Here is a 20,412-nt window from a genome sequence, read left to right as displayed (position 1 = left end):
AACTATTCGGGATGATTCTTAGTAATCATCCCTTTTTTTATGACATCTATTAAATATTTAGTCGGACAATAGTGATATTTTTTATCTTCACACTACTGCCTGAGCCTTCAACTTCTTTTTCAAATAAATACGCTGTAGGTGTTTTAAATACGCTTGGACCTAAGCGCCATTCGTTTAAATATTTGCTATATTAATAACTTTATTTAACAATATCAATATCTACTTGATACCATAGCATGGCAGTAAATTAAAACAGATCTATAATTAAGGGGCAAAATCCAAATATCAACAAATTGAGTATGTTGTTTGTTACAATCATAGAAACAACGTAAAAGAAAGAATATGAAAAAAAGAAAATCATCAATCATTTTCATCCTTACAATCATGACTGGTATGATCTCTTGTTCCCCTAAAATTGTGGGTACATGGACGATCAATAAGTTTGAAAATGGAACGCCTTCAGAGCAAGGATATTCTTTGAGTAATATCGGCACGATCACTTTTCACAAAAACGGCTCCGGTGAAAAGAATATCAATTACAGTGTATTAGGAACTAGTCATGTAGATATGTTTCCTTTTAAGTGGACAGCTGCAGATGCTGCCATCACTATTGCGGGCGACAGTACTGAGTTTTCCAAAACATGGATCATCATTTCGAATAAAAGAAATTACCAGCAATGGAAATCTACGAGTGGCAATAAGGTACAGGCATTGGAGTTGAGAAAAAATTAGACCTAAAAAAAGCGATCAAAATTGATTGCTTTTTTTAGGTCTAATTTTATAATTATCTTAAATCACTTGTATTCACTCTGCTAGGTGTATCCTTCCCACTCACAATACCTTTTGAACTCAAAGCAATGGCACGAATAATGCGTGTCATATTATCAATATCAATCGTACTGAATTCATCACTGGCTTTATGGTAATAGGGATCTACATCAATTTTAGTAGTAGAAATGGTATGTGCCGGAACACCAAGTCTTGCCAATGTAGCATTATCTGAACGATAAAACAGTTGTTGTGTTGGATATGGATCAGGATAAAAAGTAAAGTCCGTTCCTTCCAAATTGCTTTGCAGAATTTTACCCATATCGGTTTTCTCATACCCTGTAATAAAAGCTGAATTCTTACCCCACTTACTTTCAGAACCGATCATTTCAATATTGAACATCGCCATCACTTGCTCCGGATTAAATTGACGTGAAAAATAAGTAGAGCCATACCCACCAACTTCTTCTGCAGTGAATGCAACAAAGATCAAAGTGCGTTCATTGTTATTGATGGCTTTGAAATATTGTGCCAGTACCATCATAGCGGTAGTACCCGCGGCATCGTCATTGGCACCATTAAAAATAGAATCAGTTTGCACATTTCCATTTCTATCCTTACCCATGATCCCTAAATGATCATAGTGCCCTGAGAAAATCACATATTCATTCTTCTTGCTCTTACCGGGTAATACCCCCACAACATTGGCTGCCGGAAGTTCGGTAATCTCATGTTTACTTTCAATGGCATAGGTTTTAGGATCACTGGTAGTAAACAAAAAAATCAGATTATAATCAGTCTTAAAGAGTGCACTCTTCATCCGAGTGAGACCCTGCATTGAACCTTTGTAACTTGTATCCAATAACACAAAATAATTCTTGTTAGCAGACATTAACTTTCTTATTTCCGTGCCCAGATTAGCTCCTTTACCGATGGTCACTTTCTCATATCCAGATTTTTCTGTCACTTTAATTTCCGGCTGACAAGTGAATACAATTACATCTTTGCTATCAACACTTACTCCATCTACACTTGCTGTTACACTTATAAACTTTGGGCGTATCATTAAGAACTGTTGCAAATAAGAACCACTATTATTCCAAGTTTGCAGTCCGGTTTTCTTAAACTCATCAGCAATAAATGCTGCAGCTTTATCAATTCCCTTGGTAAAAGTTCTGCGACCTTCCATTTCATCAGAAGACAGTATCTTTTCAATTCTGGCCATTTCTTTTTCGGTAATCAAATCTTCAATCTTCTGCGCAAAACTGTTCAGTGACAGTATAAGAAACGCAACGAGGAGTAGGTCGTTTTTTTTCATGGGGCTAATAGTAAATAGACCATAGTCCATGGTCCGTGGTTAGAAAGATATATCTAATAATTATTGTGAAAAGCTAAAACACTACCATCCATGGACTATGGGCCATGGACTATCAACCTCTTTACAGACTCATCATCTCCTTAAACTTCACTGTCTGTCTGCGGCTTACTTCGATTTTTTCGCCGCCCTTGAGGTCTACAAGGAGACCACCATTGAAGTAAGGCTCAATTTTTTCGATCCAACGTAGGTTGATGATATGTTTGCGATTGGCACGGAAAAACATCCTGTCATCCAAACGTTCTTCTAATGCATTGAGTGATTTTAAGATCAGCGGTTTATTGGTACCGAAGAATACTTTAGCATAATTGCCTACACTTTCAAATAAACGGATCTCTCCAAGCTTTACAAACCAGCAACGTTCTCCATCTTTTACAAAAACCTGGTCCTGTTCAGTGAGCGGACCTCTGTTGATACCATTTAATCCGGCAGATTCTTTAAAAATTTCTGCTTGTAATTTTTGAATGGCGTCGGCCAAACGTTTGGGTTCAATAGGTTTCAGCAGATAATCCAATGCATTCACTTCAAATGCTTTGATGGCATATTCGTCATAGGCAGTGGTAAAGATCACTTTGGGTGCTTTTTCTACTTCTGCCAACAGATCAAAACCTGTTTTACCGGGCATCTGAATATCTAGGAAAATCAGATCCGGATTGAGGGATTCGATTTTTTCAATTCCATCATCCACATTCGCAGCTTCTTCAATTACCTCTATATCGGAATGATCCTGCAATAACTTTTTTAACTCATTACGTGCAAGTCTTTCATCATCAATAATGATCGCTTTGATAGCCATAGATCGGTTATTATATAGAATTAAGAATAAACAGGTTGAACAGGCATTTTCACCACCGCTTCTACCATATTGTTTCCAATATCCCTGATCTCAAAGTTAGCTTTTCCGCCGAATAATAACTTCAGACGGTTTCGGGTACTGTTGATACCAAATCCATCTGAATTGGTGGTACTATTCAGCTGACCGGTATTTTGAATGATCAGTTCATGATGGTTGTCTCTGTAATCGGAAATCACTTTAATCAATCCACCATCTTTTTGCTTTCCGATACCATGTTTAATGGCATTCTCCACCAATGTCTGTAACATCATAGGAGGTACCGGCTGATCCAAGGTATCTTCATCAATTTCATACTCCACATGCAATCTGTCCTCAAAACGAATATGTTCCAAGGCCAGATAATCTTTTACAATATTCAATTCCTTTTCAAAGGGAACGGTTTCTAATTTTTCCGCCTGCATACTGCTACGCAGAATATTACTCAATTCAGTAATCGCTGTACGGGCACGATTCGGATTCTCATCCACCAAGGCACGAATACTGTTCAATGCATTGAAAATAAAATGGGGATTGATATGCGACTTGATGGTTTTGAGTTCCAGCTCTTTTACCAGACTCTCCAGTTTCACTTTTTGTATTTCACTCTTCGTACCCAATTCCACATAATGCCAAATGTAATAAATTGACACCCAAACCAATATCATGGGTGAATCAAAAATGAGGTTGGACAGGAATCTTTTCGCTACCGAAGCTTTGATAGCCGGATCATAATATCGCAGCCATTCTACCACCGCACTGTTCGATAAACTATATAATACAATAATGCATAAAATGGTAATGGTCAATAACCACCATTTATTGGAATCGATGGGTGGACGAAGCTCCATTCTGATTACCAACTCACGCAATAAATGGGTAAATACCATACCGGTAAGGATGGTCACTACCAAACGATAATAAAATATCTCATTAATAGAGCCCTGACGATCTCTGAAGACGAAGGCAAAGAAAACCATGGTCAATCCATAGAACAACCAACCCCCTAACTGGCACCACCAATACAAAGTAGATTTACTAGTCTTCATGTGAGAACAAATATAGCGGGAAAGCCTTGCCCACTGATCCCCAAATTTGATTAAAGGCAAAAAGCACAGTTGTTTGGCGTAAATTAATGTTCCCCGCCGACGAACCTTCTGTTTTGTCAACTGTTCCTTTATGTATTATTGGCATATTGCTTAACACGAAAAGCCTATTTTTACATTTCAAACCCTTCCGCATGGAGATTAAACCGGGACAGTTACTCAGTAGGATCAATAACCCCGATGACCTCAAAACCCTTACCAGAGAACAATTACATCAGATTTGTGATGAATTGAGACAATATATTATCGATGTGGTAAGCGTACATGGCGGACATTTCGCTGCCAGTTTAGGTGTGGTAGAATTGAGCGTTGCCCTTCATTATGTGTACAATACACCTTACGATCAATTGGTATGGGATGTAGGACATCAGGCTTATGGACATAAGATCCTGACCGGCAGACGTGATCAATTTGTCTCTAACCGTAAATACAAAGGCTTGAGCGGTTTCCCAAAACGCTCTGAAAGTCAATATGATACGTTTGGCGTAGGACACTCTTCCACCTCAATTTCTGCGGCTTTGGGTATGGCCATGGCAGCTAAATACAAAGGGGAGAACCGTAAATCCATCGCTGTTATTGGCGACGGATCCATGACAGCCGGTATGGCTTTCGAGGCTATGAACCATGCAGGGGTTGCTGACAGTGATGTTTTGATCATTTTGAACGATAACTGTATGAGCATCGACCCGAATGTGGGTGCGCTTAAAGAATATTTGACAGATATCAGTACCTCTCCTACCTATAATAAAGTAAGGGATGAGGTTTGGAACTTGCTTGGTAAACTACCCGTTGGTAAAAACCTGAGCCGTGATCTGGCATCGAAGATTGAAGCAGGAGTAAAAGGTGTGGTGAGTAAGAGCAGTAACCTGTTTGAAGCATTGAAGATTCGATATTTTGGTCCGATTGATGGACATAATATCACCAAACTGGTAGATACTTTAAAAGACCTGAGAGAAATCCCCGGTCCGAAATTATTGCACATCATTACCACCAAAGGAAAGGGATATGCGCTGGCTGAAAAAGACCAAACCAAATGGCATGCGCCGGGTTTGTTTGATAAAGTAACCGGTGAGATCTACAAGAAAAAAATCGACGTTCCGCAACCACCTAAATACCAGGATGTATTTGGACATACCATGATTGAACTGGCGGAGATGAATGAAAAAGTGATGGGTGTTACGCCGGCCATGCCGAGTGGATCTTCACTCAAATTCATGATGGAAAAAATGCCACACCGTGCATTCGATGTGGGCATTTGTGAGCAACATGCAGTAACTCTAAGCGCCGGCTTGGCTACACAGGGTATGCGTGTGTTCTGCAATATCTACTCCTCTTTCATGCAAAGAGCTTATGATCAGGTAGTGCATGATGTAGCCATACAAAAATTACCGGTAGTGATGTGTCTGGATAGAGCCGGATTGGTAGGTGAAGATGGTCCAACACACCACGGATGTTATGATATTCCTTACATGCGTTGTATTCCCAATCTGATTGTGAGTGCTCCGATGAATGAACAGGAATTACGCAACTTGATGTATACTGCGCAATTAGAGACGACTGTATATCCTTTTGTGATCCGTTATCCACGTGGAGAAGGTGTGATGCCGGAATGGAGAACTGCTTTTGAAGAAATACATATCGGAAAAGGAAGAAAAATAAAAGATGGAAAAGAAGTTGCCATTTTAAGCTTTGGACATCCGGGTAATTTCGCAACGGCTGCTATCAGAGAATTGAGAACAGAAGGAATAGATCCTGCGCATTATGACCTGCGTTTTGTAAAACCGATTGATGAAGATTTGTTACATGAAGCTTTCAGCAAGTATAGCAAAATTGTAACCGTAGAAGATGGAACTGTAGTAGGAGGTTTCGGTTCAGCAATATTGGAATTCATGAACCAGCATGGCTATAAAGCTGATGTAAAAATATTGGGTATTCCGGACAGACTGGTAGAGCATGGTACGCCAAAAGAACTCCATAGAGAATGTGCGTATGATGCACAAGGCATTGCAGATGCAGTTCGCGAATTGATGCGTGAGACTGTGACTGCTACAGTATTGTTAGGATAATTTAATTTCTTAGGATTGAATCTGTGAATCTGTGGCTAAATAAAAAGCCACAGATTCACAGATTTTTTTTGAGTGCTATGTTATTTAATGAGCATTCAAAACATATTATGCAATAGTAAATCATCCTAGTTTTAATATTCCCAAAACTCCTTTATAACAATACCTCTTTCCTGTGCTACTTTTTCTAATCCTTCACACAACAAATATTTATGGTAGAATCCGGTAAGTACCACTATTCTTTTGCCTTTAAATTCATTACAATAGTTGAGAATATTTTCTATCATTTGCTTGTTTCGAAATATCCAAAACTCACCATTTTGCTTCCAAAATTCCCTATATCTACTTAGTTGATCATTTCTATAACACATGATGAGTGTTTTGTTATAGTTCAGGTCCTGCCGAAGCTTAATGACGGACATAGAGGTTTTATTATTGAGATCATAAAGCGTTTCGTTTGCAAGTACATTCAAAATATTATTGACCTGTAAGAATTCTTGAAAGATAGCGTTCGATATACTGTCCAATAATCCATTACTAAATAAACTATCTCTTACACTAAAAAAAATTTGTTCTTTTTTGAAAGTCTGATTTTAGCTATAAAATTGATTTCTACCTTCAAAATCAAAGGGTCTGACTATTACTGAATACTCTTTTAAATATCGCTTAACTGCTACTTGCTCATTTTCATTGGACTGGATTAAAAAATTCCCTTTTTTGTCCATGTTAGCACTATCATACTCCATTAAAATGATATCAGGTCTAATTTTCTGAAGCTCTTTGTACAACGTATTGCTATTTACGTTGTCTGTTGGATAGTGCTGGGTTCCTATAATGGTTAAATAGGTCTGAGACTGTATCTGGTTGCGAAGGAATAGACCTGTAACCAACACCAGAATGTATAAGTATTTAGACATAAGAGTATCAATTGAAAGCTTCTCAGATATATTGATCTTTCAAATTCACTTTGTTGTAATCAAATGATCATTCACGTGTTATGAAATAATAAATTTAAATATTATTTATTAGACATGTGCAAGTATTTTATTAGATAAAAATAAATACGTCTCGGTTTCTGTAGAGAATAACAAACTGGTTGGAAATACAATCTGTGAATCTGTGGCTTTATTTTTTGCCACAGATTCACAGATTTTTTATTCTGCAGCGGGTGTAGGATCGTCAGTAAATGTGTTGGTGAAATCTTCGTCAGTAAGACCTTCTTCTTTTAATTCCTCTTCTCGCTTATCATTCCACTCAACAATGAAATTATTCTTTCCTTCTGCTACCAGCAGCTTCATGAATTTTTGTTGTGTCAATTCCAGGATAGACAAGAATAGGAAGATGGCATGTATACGATCACTACATACTTCAAACACTTTTTCAAAAGCCACCGTTTTTTCTTTTGCTACGAAGTCGAGCATATAATCACGGCTTCCTTCCATGGTATAGTTGTAGCGCACAACCGTATGTACCGGTTTATTCTGGCGATCATGTACCCGCTGCATCACTTTTTCAAAAGCTTTCATCAGCTTGAACATCGTGATGTTCTGTATCTCGGTTCCTTCAGAAGCATCTTCACCAATTTCAATCAGCTCTTTTTGCAGGTTACCACGCTTCACCATCAACATACGCATCGCTTCCATTTCTGCCATTTGAACAGCAGCTTCTTTGAAGCGTTTGTACTCCAGAATTTTATCGATCAATTCCTGACGCGGATCAATTTCATTTCCTTGCGCATCTATTTCCTTACGTGGTAATAACAATCGTGCTTTGATACGCATCAGCGTAGATACAAATAGAATAAACTCACTACTGAGTTCAATATTCAATTTCTCTCCCTGATGTATAAAATCCAGAAAATCTTGGATGATCTTAGTAATGGGAATATTATAGATATCCAGTTCATCCCGCTCAATAAAAAACAAAAGCAGGTCGAACGGACCTTCAAACTGGTCTAACTTGATTTGATAATTCACTGTATTCACAACTCAATACTTTAGCTGCAAAGAAAACCCCTTCAAGTCTTATTTCGACCGGAAGGGGGTAATATTTATCCACTTAGTTGAGGGCGAATAGGGTATAGCGTATAGGTTATGGCTTATAGTTATGGAAATATATCAACCTTTGTTATTTCCATTTGCTATGATCCATAAGCTATTACCCACTACACTTTCTTCAACGAATCCCTGATCTCTGCCAACAACTTCTCTGATTCTGTTGGACCAGCGGGGGCTGCGGCTTCGGCCGGACCTTTCATTCTATTGATGGCTTTTATGACCAAAAAGACGGCAAATGCTACAATAATGAAATCTAACAGATTGGTAATGAATGCTCCATATTTCACAGACACTTCTGCAGAAGCTTCTGTTACAATAGCACCCGTAGCATCTTTGACCTCGGCTACTGCCTCTTTCAAGACCCATACCTTGTCATTGAAATCTACCCCGCCGGTCAGCATACCAATCAAAGGCATCACGATGCCATCAACAAAAGAGGTAACAATCTTTCCGAATGAAGCGCCCATAACAAAGGCAACGGCAATATCTACCAGATTGCCCCGCATGGCAAAGTCTTTAAATTCTTTCAGCATTCCCATGGTTGTGTTGGTTTGGTGAATAGTGAAAATACCTAAAATGAATGAAAAACGGAAGGGCTATTTCTTCAATCCCGGATACTGCATCTTTAGACTGGTGAGTAAACGATGCAACGCCTCTGCCATGATATATTCTTTGTACCAGTTTTGATCGGCAGGCGTAATGATCCAAGGAATTTTATTACAGTGATTAAAACAGTCTTCATACATCCGCATATATTCTTTCCAGAGTTTGGCCTCTTCAAAATCTTTTTCGTTGTACTTCCATTGTTTTTGCGGATCATGGATTCTTTCAGTAAGTCTTTGCTTTTGCTCTTCAGGTGAAATATGCAGGTAGAATTTCAGGATATGTGTGTGATTATGTTTGTTCAACAACCATTCAAAATCATTGATCGCACGCATTCTCTCTTTGGCTTGCTGATCTGTACACCATTTATGTACGCGAGTAATCAGTATGTCTTCATAATGTGACCGATTGAATATTTGTATCATGCCCTTAGCCGGGGCATGTTGGTGAATACGCCACAAAAAATCATGTGACAACTCCAATGCAGTAGGTGCTTTGAAAGATGTTACCTGCACACCTTGTGGATTCATATTGCCAAATACATTTCTAATGGCCCCATCTTTCCCACTGGCATCCATCCCCTGAATAATGATCAGCACTGAATGTTTTCCTTCTGCAAACAAAAGGTTTTGTAACTCATCCAGTTCTTCCACCAGTTTAGCTGTTTTTGTTTTGACCTTTTCTTTATTCAGGTTCTTGGGGGCTCGGGTATTGATTTTACTTAGCTGGATCATAGAGAAGTTTTATCTCTTAAAGTTAAATTTTTTAACCCGTGAAAGGAAAGAAAAGAATATTCGGCCAGAACATGGTCAATTAATCGGTGCAATCCCTCACCTTTACAAAAACAATACCTTGAGAGAACGGATCATTAACTGGGGCATCTTTTTAGTGCTATCCATTATTTGGGGTAGTTCTTTTATCCTGATGAAAGAAGGGATGCATGTTTTAACACCTTATCAAGTAGCATCTATCCGCATACTCAGTGCAGGACTCATCCTTACACCTTTTGCAGTAAAAGCACTCAAACAAATACCGCAACGAAAATGGTTTCTCGTGATCTTATCCGGATTATTGGGTAATTTTTTTCCGGCATATTTATTCTGTATCGCCGAAACACAAATCGACAGTTCTTTAGCAGGCATTTTGAACGCACTCACCCCTTTGTTTACCATATTGGTAGGTATTTCATTCTTTCAATTAAAAGCAAATAGCACCAAAATTGCCGGTGTCATTATTGGGTTTATTGGATTATGCTTATTGATGTTTGCCGGTAAAGAAGTAAGCTTTCAAAACATCTCTTATGCCGGACTCGTATTATTAGCTACACTTTGTTATGGTATCAATGTAAACATGGTAGGCAGACATATGAAAGAAGTAGGCTCATTGAATATTGCTTCACTGGCCTTTGTTTTTCTGATCATTCCATCTGCCATTATTTTATACTATACCGGATATACAGCAATGCGTTTGTCTGAACCTGCTGTTATCAAAGCCACAGGTGCTTCTTTTATTTTGGGTGTACTGGGAACCGCTTTTGCTTCCATCATTTTCTATATGCTCGTAAAAAGAGCAGGTACATTGTTTGCGTCCATGGTCACCTATGGAATTCCCTTTGTTGCAGTATTCTGGGGATTGTTAGACGGAGAACAAATCACTTTACTTCAAGTTGGATGCTTGGGGATTATTCTTTGTGGGGTGTACCTGGTAAATAAAAAAGAAAAAGCTTGATTATGATCTGTGATTTTTTGATTTTAGAAAAATAAATCAAGAAATCACAGATCAAAAAATCAAAGATTAGACCGCCATCACTTCTTTTTCTTTCGCGGCTAAATGTTTATCTACGAGTGTGATGAATTTATCGGTGATATCCTGAATACTTTTTTCAGCATCTTTTGCAGCGTCTTCACTCAAACCGTCTTTTTGTAATTTCTTCACCTGCTCAATGGCATCGCGACGGATATTTCTGATCGCTACTTTTGAATGTTCACCCTCACCTGCAGCTTTTTTTACCAACTCTCTTCTTCTTTCCTCTGTTAGCGGCGGGAGGTATAAACGTAATTGAACACCATCATTTTGAGGAGTGATGCCAATATTCGCAGCCATGATGGCCCTTTCAATAGCAGCCAGCATGTTCTTTTCCCAAGGCTGAATACTAATGGTACGAACATCCAGCACGCTGATATTTGCTACCTGATTGATAGGCGTTGGTGAGCCATAATAATCTACCATAATACCGTCCAACATGGTTGGATTGGCTTTTCCAGCCCTGATCTTCGTAAGCTCTGTTTCCAGGTGGCCAATCGCCTTGGTCATACTTTCTTCCGCATCGGCCAATATTAAATCCAAATCTTCTGACATATGATGATTTTGTGGGAGCAAATATAGTGAATAGTCCATAGTCCATGGTCCATGGTAAATTGTTTGATTCATACCCTACTTAGTTGACATTTTCTTCCCATGGACTATGGACCATCGACTATTGACTATCTCTATTCCCTATCTTCGCACCCACAAAACAAGCATATGGCAAGTATTCAGGAATTGAAAGCTGCGGCCTCACAGATCAGGCGCGATATCGTTAGAATGGTTCATGGGGTTCAAAGCGGACATCCGGGTGGTTCTCTAGGTTGTACCGACTTCCTAACCGCCCTGTTTTTTCATACCATGAAACATGACCGTCAGTTTAAGATGGATGGTGTGGGTGAAGATCTGTTCTTCCTTTCTAACGGACATATTTCTCCTGTTTACTACTCTGTTCTTTCTCGTTCAGGTTATTTCGACAAAAAAGAACTGGCCAGCTTCCGTAAACTGAATACACGTTTACAAGGTCACCCTACTACACATGAAGATTTACCCGGTGTAAGAATAGCCAGCGGATCATTGGGTCAGGGTATGAGTGTGGCCATTGGTGCAGCACTGACTAAGAAATTCAACAACGACCCCCACCTTATTTTCTCTTTACATGGTGATGGTGAATTACAGGAAGGACAAATATGGGAAGCAGTGATGTTTGCTGCACATAATAAGGTAGATAACCTGATTGCGACTGTAGACTGGAACGGACAACAGATTGATGGTCCAACCAGCAAAGTTTTATCACTCGATAATCTGCACGATAAATTCAAAGCCTTTAACTGGACAGTTCTGGATATGAACGGAAATGATATGGAAGATGTGGTAGCTGTGCTGGATAAAGCAAAGTCTATGACCGGACAAGGTAAACCCATCTCTATTCTAATGAAGACAGAAATGGGCAAAGGTGTTGACTTCATGGAAGGCAGCCATGAATGGCATGGTATTGCTCCTAGTGATGAGCAATTAGCCAAAGCATTGGGACAATTAGAGGAAACTTTGGGGGATTATTAGGAGAAGTCAGAAGTAAAAATTCAAAATACTTTTATTGCAGCCGCTTAGAAAAACTAAGCGGCTCTTTTGTGTCATCCCTCGGTGCAACTCAGTGGTTTTTACCACAGAGGTAAAGGAGTATGGCACAGAGTTATACAGAGGGTTTATTTGAGTGCGAGTTCTTGACGGCTGGCTTTTCGAGAAGGGATCCATGCGGCAAGGAAACCGATGGTGGTTACAGTTAGGAGTACCAAAAGATAATCAGCAGGTATCAGTTTAACAGGATATGCTTTTACAATAAAAGTATCACCTGCCAATTTAATGAGTTCAAATTTAATTTGTATCCAACAGATAATTGTGGCAAGCAACATACCCAACGCAGCTCCAAATCCGGCAAGTAATAATCCTTCTGATAAAAAGATAGCTTGAATGCGTTTTTGTGAGGCACCCATGGCTTGCAATACTGCAATATCTTTTTGTTTTTCCAATACTAACATCGTTAATGCTCCAATCATATTAAATGCAGCCACTACCAGTATCAAAGAAAGAATAGCATAGATCACCCATTTCTCCAATTGCATCACTGCATATAAACTCTTGTTTTGCTCATACCTTGTTTGCACCAAATACCGCTCTCCTAAAATCGATTGTAATTGTTCTTTGATCTTATCTGCATCACCGGCTACTTTTAACTCGGCAGCACTGTATTCATCTGCTTCCATATTGAGCATATAACGGAAGAAAGCGAGATTGGTAAAAGCATATTTGTTATCGAATTCTTGCTGTACTTGAAATGTGCCACTGGCTGTAATATTGTTGACACTGAGTCCATCCAAGGAATTAAAACTGGCTTTCCTGTTAGGTGTATACAACGTGAGTGGATAAATACCTCGCTCCACATCTGCCCCAATCGCATTTTCTATTCCATAGCCTAATACAATAGACGGTGTTTCCAATGTTCCCAATGCAAACTTTCCTCGCTTGATATGATCAGTAATTTTATTGGTAGCTACATATTGTTCATCCACCCCTTTTACCAATACAATAGACTGATAAGGACCATTCACCAACAATGCTTTTTCTTCTGCTACCAAACTAAATACAGCGACTCCGGGTGTTGACTTAATTTTTTGTTGTTGCTGCGTGTTGAGTGTAATGATTTTCCCTTTTGTCGGAGCAATCCGAATATCCGTATAAAAATCTGTGTACAGTCCCTTAACCAATTCTTCAAACCCATTGAATACACTGAGTATGATAATAAGTGCTGCACAACCCACCGTAATAGCCGTTACGCTGATCCATGCAATGACATTGATGGCATTGGTAGATTTTTTCGATCTAAAATAGCGCCAGGCAAAGAGAAGGTTCACGGGATGGGTGTGAATGGTGAATTGTCAATTATGAATTTATATTTGTGAATTGTCAATTGTGAATTGTGAATGATAAATCATCTCTGGTATTCACCATTCACAATTGACGATTCACATTACTCATTTCCCTCCCCCTTCTTCTCCTCATTAATATTCTTAAATATCTCTTCCATTTTGAACACATAATCCAACGTGTCATCGAGATAAAAATGAAGAACGGGTATTCGGCGGAGTTGGTGTTTCATTTTATCAGCCAATTCTTTCTTGATCTCCCATGCACGACCTTCTATCGTCTTCATGGTGGCTTTTGCATCTTTTACCTGGAACAGACTGAGATAAATTCTGGCTTCCAACAGATCGGGAGTAACTTTAACAGAGGAAATAGATACCATTCCTCCATCGAGCATGGAAAGATTCAGTCTCCTGAAAATATCATTCATTTCCTCTTGAATGGCTCCTGCTACCTGACGCTGACGTTTTCCTTCTTCCATGTTGAACTGTTTGATTGGCTGTAAAATTACTTACTTTGCTGTGTTTTACCGATTTTATCCTGATATGAAGCGTTTTTCAAGAATACTTTTTTACCTGAGGAGTCAGAAGCAGAACATCGTACTGTATTTGATTTTTACCCTATTCTCCATCCTTTTTTCATTGGTTTCATTGGCTATGTTGGCCCCTTTTCTACAATTGCTTTTCAATAAATCAGCATTGATCAATGTTGAGCCAGCATTTGCTTTGACTGCCAACGGCGTGTTAAATTATCTAAAATACTTCATCAGCAAGCTCATTACCGAAAACGGGGAAGTGTATGCTTTAGGAGCTATTTGCGGACTTATCATCGTTTCCGTATTCTTTAAGAATGTTTTTACCTATCTCGCATTTAGAGTTTTAGCTCCCATGCGTAACCATGTAATGACCAAGTTGCGCGCCGACCTTTACAGCAAGATATTAGATCTTCCGATCGGATACTTTACAGAACAAAAAAAAGGCGATATCATCAGTCGCATGAGTAATGACGCCAATGAAGTAGAATGGAGTGTAATGGGTACACTCGAAGCATTGATTCGCGACCCACTCAACATCATCATCATTCTTGTTTTTCTAGTGATGTTGAGTCCGGCATTGTCTTTATTCTTATTAGTATTATTACCTCTCACAGGTTTTATCATCGGAAGATTGAGTCGATCATTGAAAAAACAGTCTACCTCCTCTCAGGAAAAATTAGGCACGTTGATGTCAATACTTGATGAAACACTTGGCGGATTACGTGTGATCAAAGCATTCAATGCCGAGAAAATATTACACAACAAATTCATCACCAATAACAATACACTGAATCAGATCCGTAATAAGATGAATTTCCGGAAAGACCTGGCTTCACCTTTGTCTGAGTTTTTGGGTGTGCTGGTATTGTCTTGTATTCTTTGGTTTGGTGGTAAATTGGTATTGGATGGACAATTCGGATTAGAACCGGAAAGTTTCATCACTTATATTGTTTTCTTCACCCAAATCATCAATCCGGCGAAATCATTGTCCGGCTCATTTTACAGTGCCCAGCGTGGTAGTGCTGCCATACAGCGAATTGAGGAAATTTTGAAAGCACCTGTCACCGTTACCGATCAACCCAATGCCAAAACCCTCACTGAATTCAATACCAGTATTGAATTTAAAAATGTTTCTTTCTCTTATGAAGATGTGACCATCTTAAAAAATATCAACCTAAAGATTGAAAAAGGGAAAACCATTGCCTTGGTTGGATCATCCGGTGCGGGTAAAAGTACCCTCGCAGATCTCATTCCTCGTTTTCATGATGTATCAAGTGGTGAGATTTTAATTGATGGCGTAAACATCAAAGCATACACACTACATTCCATTAGAAGTCAGATGGGTATTGTAACACAAGAGCCCATACTATTCAATGATACCATTGCCAATAATATTGCATTGGGTATCGATCATGCTGATCAAAGACAGATTGAGCAGGCTGCAAAAGTTGCCAATGCCTATGATTTTATTCAGCGAAAAGAAGAAGGCTTTGATACCAATATTGGTGATCGTGGTACCAAACTCAGTGGTGGTGAGCGTCAGCGTGTAACCATTGCACGTGCCGTATTAAAAAATCCACCGATTTTGATTTTAGATGAAGCCACTTCATCATTAGATACAGAAAGTGAAAGACTGGTACAAGACGCCATCAATAATATGATGCAACAAAGAACCTCTATAGTCATTGCCCACCGTCTCTCCACCATCCGTAATGCCGATGAGATCATCGTTCTCCAAAAAGGAGAAATAGCAGAAAGAGGTACACATGATGAATTACTGTTGATGGGAGGAATTTATAAGAAATTAGTAGAGATGCAGGAAGTTAGATAACCCCCCGGCCCCCTGAAGAGTGAGTTTTGAAACCTCATAAAAATTAGAGCCGCTTAGAAAACTAAGCGGCTCTAATTTTTTGTACCCATCATAACTCCCCCTTCAGGGGGTCGGGGGGTTGGTTATTCAGCACTAGGCTTCACCAAACCCAGCTTTGCTTCCAGACTTAAGGTTGCATGCGGCACCGCACGTAAGCGGGCTTTATCGATCAACTTACCGGTTACACGGCAGATACCGTAGGTTTTGTTTTCGATACGCATCAATGCTTTCTCTAAATGATCAATATAAGTAATCTGACGGCTAGCCATTTGGCTGAGCTGCTCTCTTTCCATACTCATACTGCCATCTTCCATGGTCATATAACGAGCATCGTCATTATCACCACCCATTTCATCTTTACGGGTAATCAGACCTTGGAGATAAGTCAGCTCTTTTTTAGCTGCCTCCAGTTTTTTATTGATTAAATCTCGGAATTCATTCAGATCCGCATCACTGTATTTAACTAATGTTTCGTTGCTTCTCACAGTTTCTACTCTTTTTTCTAATGGTGTATATCCGGGCTGATAAGGGACGCTGCTTTTGGTACTAGTCTTAGGAACTTTTACCTCTTTCAGCGGCTCTGGTGCTCTACGCACTGGTTTCACAGGCGGAGCTGGTGGCCCTTTTGGTTCTGGTTTCTTCATCGGTGGTAATGGCGTAGATACAGGCTTAGCAGCCGGTGCAGGAGCCGGAGCTTTTGCAACAGGCTTAGCCGGTACAGCAGCTTTCTTAACAGGAACTGGTGCCGGTTTAGGAGCTGGTTTAGCTGCAGGTTTAGCTACTTTCACAGGTGCTTTAGCAGCCGGCTTAGGAGCAGCCTTTTTTGCAGGTGCTGGTTTTACTGCTGCTTTCTTAGCAGGAGCCGCTTTTTTAGCTGCCGGTTTAGGTGCTGGCTTAGCTGCTTTTTTAGGAGCAGGTTTAGCAGCAGCCTTTTTAGGAGCTGGTTTTGAAGCTGTTTTCTTGGCTGGTGCCGCCTTTGCAGCCGGTTTTTTCGCTGCCTTAGGGGCTGGTTTTTTAGTAGCCATACGCTTTTATCCTTTTTTGTTTACTACCACTTTCAACAGGGTATCATTGACTTCGATCTCAGTACCATCCGATAATTCAGGTACCCATTCAATGATATCTGCTAAAATTTCGCGGCAAATATAATCGTTATACTTAACAATAGACTCCTTAAGGCCTTCAGCCTCAAGAACGGTCACGAATATACGGTCTGTGAGTTCAAAACCGCTTTCTTTCCGAATATTTTGTATCCGATTGACGAATTCACGGGCATCTCCCTCCTGTTTTAGCTCCTCAGTGAGGGTAATATCCAGGGCTACGGTCAAACTACCCTTGCCTGCCACACTCCATCCCGGAATATCTTCTGCGGCGATCTCCACCTCAGATAATAAAATGGTAATCGTCTCGCCATCCAAATTCAAGTCTATTTGACCCGCTTTCTCAATCGTAGCGATCTCATGCTGACCGAATCCGGTGATCAATGCACCTGCTGCTTTCATTTTTGCACCTAGTTTAGTACCCAGTGCTTTGAAATTAGGCTTGATCTTTTTCTTGATAATCCCTTCTGTATCGGTGATGTATTCCATCTCCTTAACATTTACCTCGGCCTTGATCAGGTCTTCGATCAATTCCAACTGATGTTTCATATTGGGATCGAGTACCGGTATCAACACTTTCTGTAAAGGCTGTCTAACCTTGATGTTTACTTTTTTACGTAGTGATAATACCAACGAACATACATCCTGCGCCAATTGCATTCGCTCTTCCAATACTTCATCAATCGCTGATTCATTAGCCACAGGGAAATCTGCATGGTGAACAGATCTAACATCAAATCTATTCGTTACAGCATTCAGATTTCTGAACACCGCATCACTAAAGAACGGAGAAATAGGCGCCATCAATCTTACAATCGTCTCCAAACACGCATATAAAGTTTGGTAAGCACTGATTTTATCGGTTTCATAATCACCTTTCCAAAAACGACGACGACACAAACGCACATACCAGTTACTCAAATGCTCATCCACAAATTCTTCAATAGCTCTTCCCGCGATCGTTGGCTCATAATCATCCATTGCTGCGGTTACTTTTTTCACCAAACTATTGAGTGAAGAAAGAATCCAACGATCAATCTCAGGTCTATCTGCCAATGCAATTGGCGTTTCTTTGAATGCAAATCCATCTACATTTGCATATAGCACAAAGAACTGATAGGTATTGTATAAAGTACCAAAGAATTTACGCTGCACTTCCTGAATACCTGCTAAATCGAATTTCAAATTATCCCAAGGTGATGCATTCGTGATCAAATACCACCGTGTTGCATCAGCACCATATTTTTCAATGGTTTCAAACGGATTCACCACATTACCCAAACGCTTACTCATTTTGTTTCCGTTCTTATCCAATACCAATCCATTACTCACAACGGTTTTGTAAGCCACACTATCAAATAGCATCACACCAATGGCATGTAACGTATAGAACCATCCACGCGTTTGGTCAACACCTTCTGCAATAAAGTCTGCAGGGAATGATTGTCCTTTATCTACTAATTCCTTGTTTTCAAAAGGATAATGCCATTGTGCATAGGGCATGGCACCACTATCAAACCACACGTCGATCAGATCGGGTACCCTATGCATAGGTTTTCCTGAAGGACTCACCAATACGATCTCATCCACATAAGGTTTATGCAGATCGAGAATGCCTTCATGCAAATAGTTCTTGTTGACATCACCACCCAATACTTCATTAGCTTTGCGAATACCTTCATTCAGTTCTTCGATGGAACCGATACAAACTTCTTCACTACCATCTTCTGTACGCCAAACAGGCAAAGGCGTTCCCCAATAGCGACTGCGACTCAAGTTCCAGTCTACCATGTTTTCCAGCCAATTACCAAAACGTCCTTCACCGGTACTTTTCGGTTTCCAGTTGATGGTTTTATTCAATTCCACCATTCTGTCTTTCACCGCAGTAGTCTTGATGAACCAAGCATCTAAAGGATAATAAAGAATCGGTTTATCTGTTCTCCAACAATGCGGATAACTGTGTTCGTATTTTTCAACTTTGAAAGCACGATTCTCTTTTTTCAGTTTTACGCAGATGTCTACGTTTACATCTACATAGTCTTTCTCATCTTTATAATTCTTCACATAGCGACCACTAAACTCTCCCAATCCGTCCACAAATTTTCCTTCTCTATCCACCATGGTTAGGATACCGATATTGTATTTCTGTCCAACCTTATAATCATCTGCACCAAATGCAGGAGCCGTGTGCACGATACCGGTACCGTCTTCAGTCGTTACAAAATCACCACACAATACACGGAAAGGTTTTGCACCCGGTGTAATTTCTTCAACTACTGATGTTGAGTTGGCTTCGTAAGGAAGCAATTGTTCATAAGTGGCATCTTCAATAACAGATCCTTTGAACTCAGTGATGATTTTCCAAGGCAATAATTTTACTTCTGCATGGTATCCGGCAAAATCACCATTCTCACCTTCCGGCTTGAAATACTTACCCAGCAAGGCTTTTGCAAGCACCACGAATACAGGCAGGTGTGTATATGGATTGAAAGTTTGTACCAGTACATAATCAATATTCGGTCCAACTGTCAATCCTAAATTTGAAGGCAATGTCCATGGAGTGGTTGTCCATGCCATGAAAAATACTTCATCATTCGAAGTTGAAAATTCATTATTCGATATTGCTTCGAAAAGAAATTCAGTTTTCGAACTACGTATGGCTTTAAACATCGCCACTGCACTTGTATCCTTTACATCCTTATAAGTTCCGGGCTGATTCAACTCATGCGAACTCAATCCGGTTCCAGCCGCCGGTGAGTAAGGTTGAATGGATACACTTTCATACAAGTATCCTTTTTTGTACAACTCACTCAATATCCACCACAGCGATTCAATGTATTTGTTATCGAAAGTGATATAGGGATCATTCAGATCTACCCAGTATCCCATTTTGGTAGTTATATCATCCCAAATGTCTTTGTAACGCATCACTGCCTCACGACATTTCTGATTGTAATCCTCCACAGAAATTTTCTTACCGATATCTTCTTTGGTAATACCCAATTCTTTCTCAACACCCAATTCCACCGGCAATCCATGGGTATCCCATCCGCCTTTACGCTTCACCTGAAAACCTTGCATGGTTTTATAGCGACACACCATATCTTTTAACGTACGGGAAATGACATGGTGAATACCGGGCATACCGTTGGCACTGGGCGGACCCTCATAAAACACAAAAGGTGTTTTGCCTTCTCTCAGCGCAACACTTTGTTCAAAAGCCTGTCCATCCTTCCATTTGGCCAGTATCTCTTTTTCGATAGCAGGCAGGTTCAATCCTGAAAATTCAGCGTATTTAGCACTCATAGTCTTTCGGTCAGCTTGAAAATTACCTGTAATCCTTTAACAGGCAGGTTTTAAAGGCTGCGAAGGTATGAA

General features: G+C 39.8%; 18 protein-coding genes. 5 read left to right on the top strand and 13 right to left on the bottom strand.

From position 1 onward, the window contains the following. Positions 1-342: 342 nt before the first annotated feature. Positions 343-732 (top strand): hypothetical protein, encoded by a 390-nt coding sequence (locus ACTIEV_RS06160; protein ID WP_322197238.1) that lies wholly within the window; start codon positions 343-345, stop codon positions 730-732. A 52-nt stretch (positions 733-784) separates the two neighbouring features. On the opposite strand, the gene ACTIEV_RS06155 is transcribed toward ACTIEV_RS06160, so the two are convergent. The 3 genes from ACTIEV_RS06155 to ACTIEV_RS06145 all read right to left on the bottom strand — a co-directional run bounded on the left by ACTIEV_RS06155 (position 785) and on the right by ACTIEV_RS06145 (position 4,024). Further along, positions 785-2,116 carry a M28 family metallopeptidase gene (locus ACTIEV_RS06155; protein ID WP_322197237.1) on the bottom strand — a complete coding sequence of 444 codons (1,332 nt, stop codon included), beginning with the start codon at positions 2,114-2,116 and terminating at the stop codon, positions 785-787. A gap of 91 nt (positions 2,117-2,207) precedes the next feature. After that, on the bottom strand, positions 2,208-2,939 hold the full coding sequence (locus ACTIEV_RS06150) for a LytR/AlgR family response regulator transcription factor (RefSeq protein ID WP_250687441.1): 732 nt from the start codon (positions 2,937-2,939) through the stop codon (positions 2,208-2,210). A 20-nt stretch (positions 2,940-2,959) separates the two neighbouring features. After that, positions 2,960-4,024, bottom strand: coding sequence for a sensor histidine kinase (locus ACTIEV_RS06145; protein ID WP_250687440.1), 1,065 nt, complete (start codon positions 4,022-4,024; stop codon positions 2,960-2,962). Positions 4,025-4,215: 191 nt separating this feature from the next. Between ACTIEV_RS06145 and dxs the strand changes: the two genes are divergently transcribed. Then, positions 4,216-6,147 carry a 1-deoxy-D-xylulose-5-phosphate synthase gene (gene dxs, locus ACTIEV_RS06140; RefSeq protein ID WP_322197236.1) on the top strand — a complete coding sequence of 644 codons (1,932 nt, stop codon included), beginning with the start codon at positions 4,216-4,218 and terminating at the stop codon, positions 6,145-6,147. Between the two features lie 131 nt (positions 6,148-6,278). On the opposite strand, the gene ACTIEV_RS06135 is transcribed toward dxs, so the two are convergent. From ACTIEV_RS06135 to ACTIEV_RS06115, 5 genes are all read right to left on the bottom strand, one after another. Continuing rightward, positions 6,279-6,566 (bottom strand): hypothetical protein, encoded by a 288-nt coding sequence (locus ACTIEV_RS06135; RefSeq protein ID WP_322197235.1) that lies wholly within the window; start codon positions 6,564-6,566, stop codon positions 6,279-6,281. Positions 6,567-6,737: 171 nt separating this feature from the next. Beyond that, positions 6,738-7,061, bottom strand: a complete 324-nt coding sequence (locus tag ACTIEV_RS06130) for a hypothetical protein (RefSeq protein ID WP_322197234.1) — start codon at positions 7,059-7,061, stop codon at positions 6,738-6,740. Positions 7,062-7,298: 237 nt separating this feature from the next. Next, the gene (locus ACTIEV_RS06125; protein ID WP_250687438.1) at positions 7,299-8,129 is read right to left on the bottom strand and encodes a segregation and condensation protein A; all 831 of its coding nucleotides are present in this window, start codon (positions 8,127-8,129) and stop codon (positions 7,299-7,301) included. 179 nt (positions 8,130-8,308) lie between these two features. Next, entirely contained in the window at positions 8,309-8,740 is a 432-nt protein-coding gene (gene mscL / locus ACTIEV_RS06120; protein ID WP_250687437.1) for a large-conductance mechanosensitive channel protein MscL, read from the bottom strand. Between the two features lie 57 nt (positions 8,741-8,797). Next, positions 8,798-9,538, bottom strand: a complete 741-nt coding sequence (locus ACTIEV_RS06115; protein ID WP_322197233.1) for a PPK2 family polyphosphate kinase — start codon at positions 9,536-9,538, stop codon at positions 8,798-8,800. 118 nt (positions 9,539-9,656) lie between these two features. On the opposite strand from ACTIEV_RS06115, the gene ACTIEV_RS06110 reads away from it, so the two are divergent. Further along, entirely contained in the window at positions 9,657-10,532 is an 876-nt protein-coding gene (locus tag ACTIEV_RS06110) for a DMT family transporter (protein WP_322197232.1), read from the top strand. 66 nt (positions 10,533-10,598) lie between these two features. Here the strand turns inward: ACTIEV_RS06110 and frr are convergent, their stop codons facing one another. Continuing rightward, entirely contained in the window at positions 10,599-11,162 is a 564-nt protein-coding gene (frr, locus tag ACTIEV_RS06105) for a ribosome recycling factor (protein WP_322197231.1), read from the bottom strand. 99 nt (positions 11,163-11,261) lie between these two features. Here frr and ACTIEV_RS06100 point away from each other — a divergent pair, with 99 nt between their 5' ends. Further along, positions 11,262-12,170 (top strand): transketolase, encoded by a 909-nt coding sequence (locus ACTIEV_RS06100; protein ID WP_322197230.1) that lies wholly within the window; start codon positions 11,262-11,264, stop codon positions 12,168-12,170. A gap of 143 nt (positions 12,171-12,313) precedes the next feature. On the opposite strand, the gene ACTIEV_RS06095 is transcribed toward ACTIEV_RS06100, so the two are convergent. Next, complete coding sequence (locus tag ACTIEV_RS06095) at positions 12,314-13,519, bottom strand: ABC transporter permease (RefSeq protein ID WP_322197229.1); 1,206 nt, start codon at positions 13,517-13,519, stop codon at positions 12,314-12,316. 116 nt (positions 13,520-13,635) lie between these two features. After that, positions 13,636-14,010 carry a 30S ribosome-binding factor RbfA gene (gene rbfA, locus ACTIEV_RS06090; RefSeq protein ID WP_322197228.1) on the bottom strand — a complete coding sequence of 125 codons (375 nt, stop codon included), beginning with the start codon at positions 14,008-14,010 and terminating at the stop codon, positions 13,636-13,638. Positions 14,011-14,074: 64 nt separating this feature from the next. Between rbfA and ACTIEV_RS06085 the strand changes: the two genes are divergently transcribed. Next, on the top strand, positions 14,075-15,895 hold the full coding sequence (locus ACTIEV_RS06085; protein WP_322197227.1) for an ABC transporter ATP-binding protein: 1,821 nt from the start codon (positions 14,075-14,077) through the stop codon (positions 15,893-15,895). Positions 15,896-16,017: 122 nt separating this feature from the next. On the opposite strand, the gene ACTIEV_RS06080 is transcribed toward ACTIEV_RS06085, so the two are convergent. Further along, positions 16,018-16,959, bottom strand: coding sequence for a TraR/DksA family transcriptional regulator (locus ACTIEV_RS06080; protein WP_322197226.1), 942 nt, complete (start codon positions 16,957-16,959; stop codon positions 16,018-16,020). 6 nt (positions 16,960-16,965) lie between these two features. Then, positions 16,966-20,340, bottom strand: a complete 3,375-nt coding sequence (ileS, locus tag ACTIEV_RS06075) for an isoleucine--tRNA ligase (protein WP_322197225.1) — start codon at positions 20,338-20,340, stop codon at positions 16,966-16,968. Positions 20,341-20,412: the final 72 nt, after the last annotated feature.

The organism is Sediminibacterium sp., assembly GCF_051861365.1.
Taxonomy (GTDB): Bacteria; Bacteroidota; Bacteroidia; order Chitinophagales; family Chitinophagaceae; genus Sediminibacterium.
Note: the sequence above shows the minus strand (reverse complement) of the source record. Positions and strands in the feature narration are given on the sequence as shown.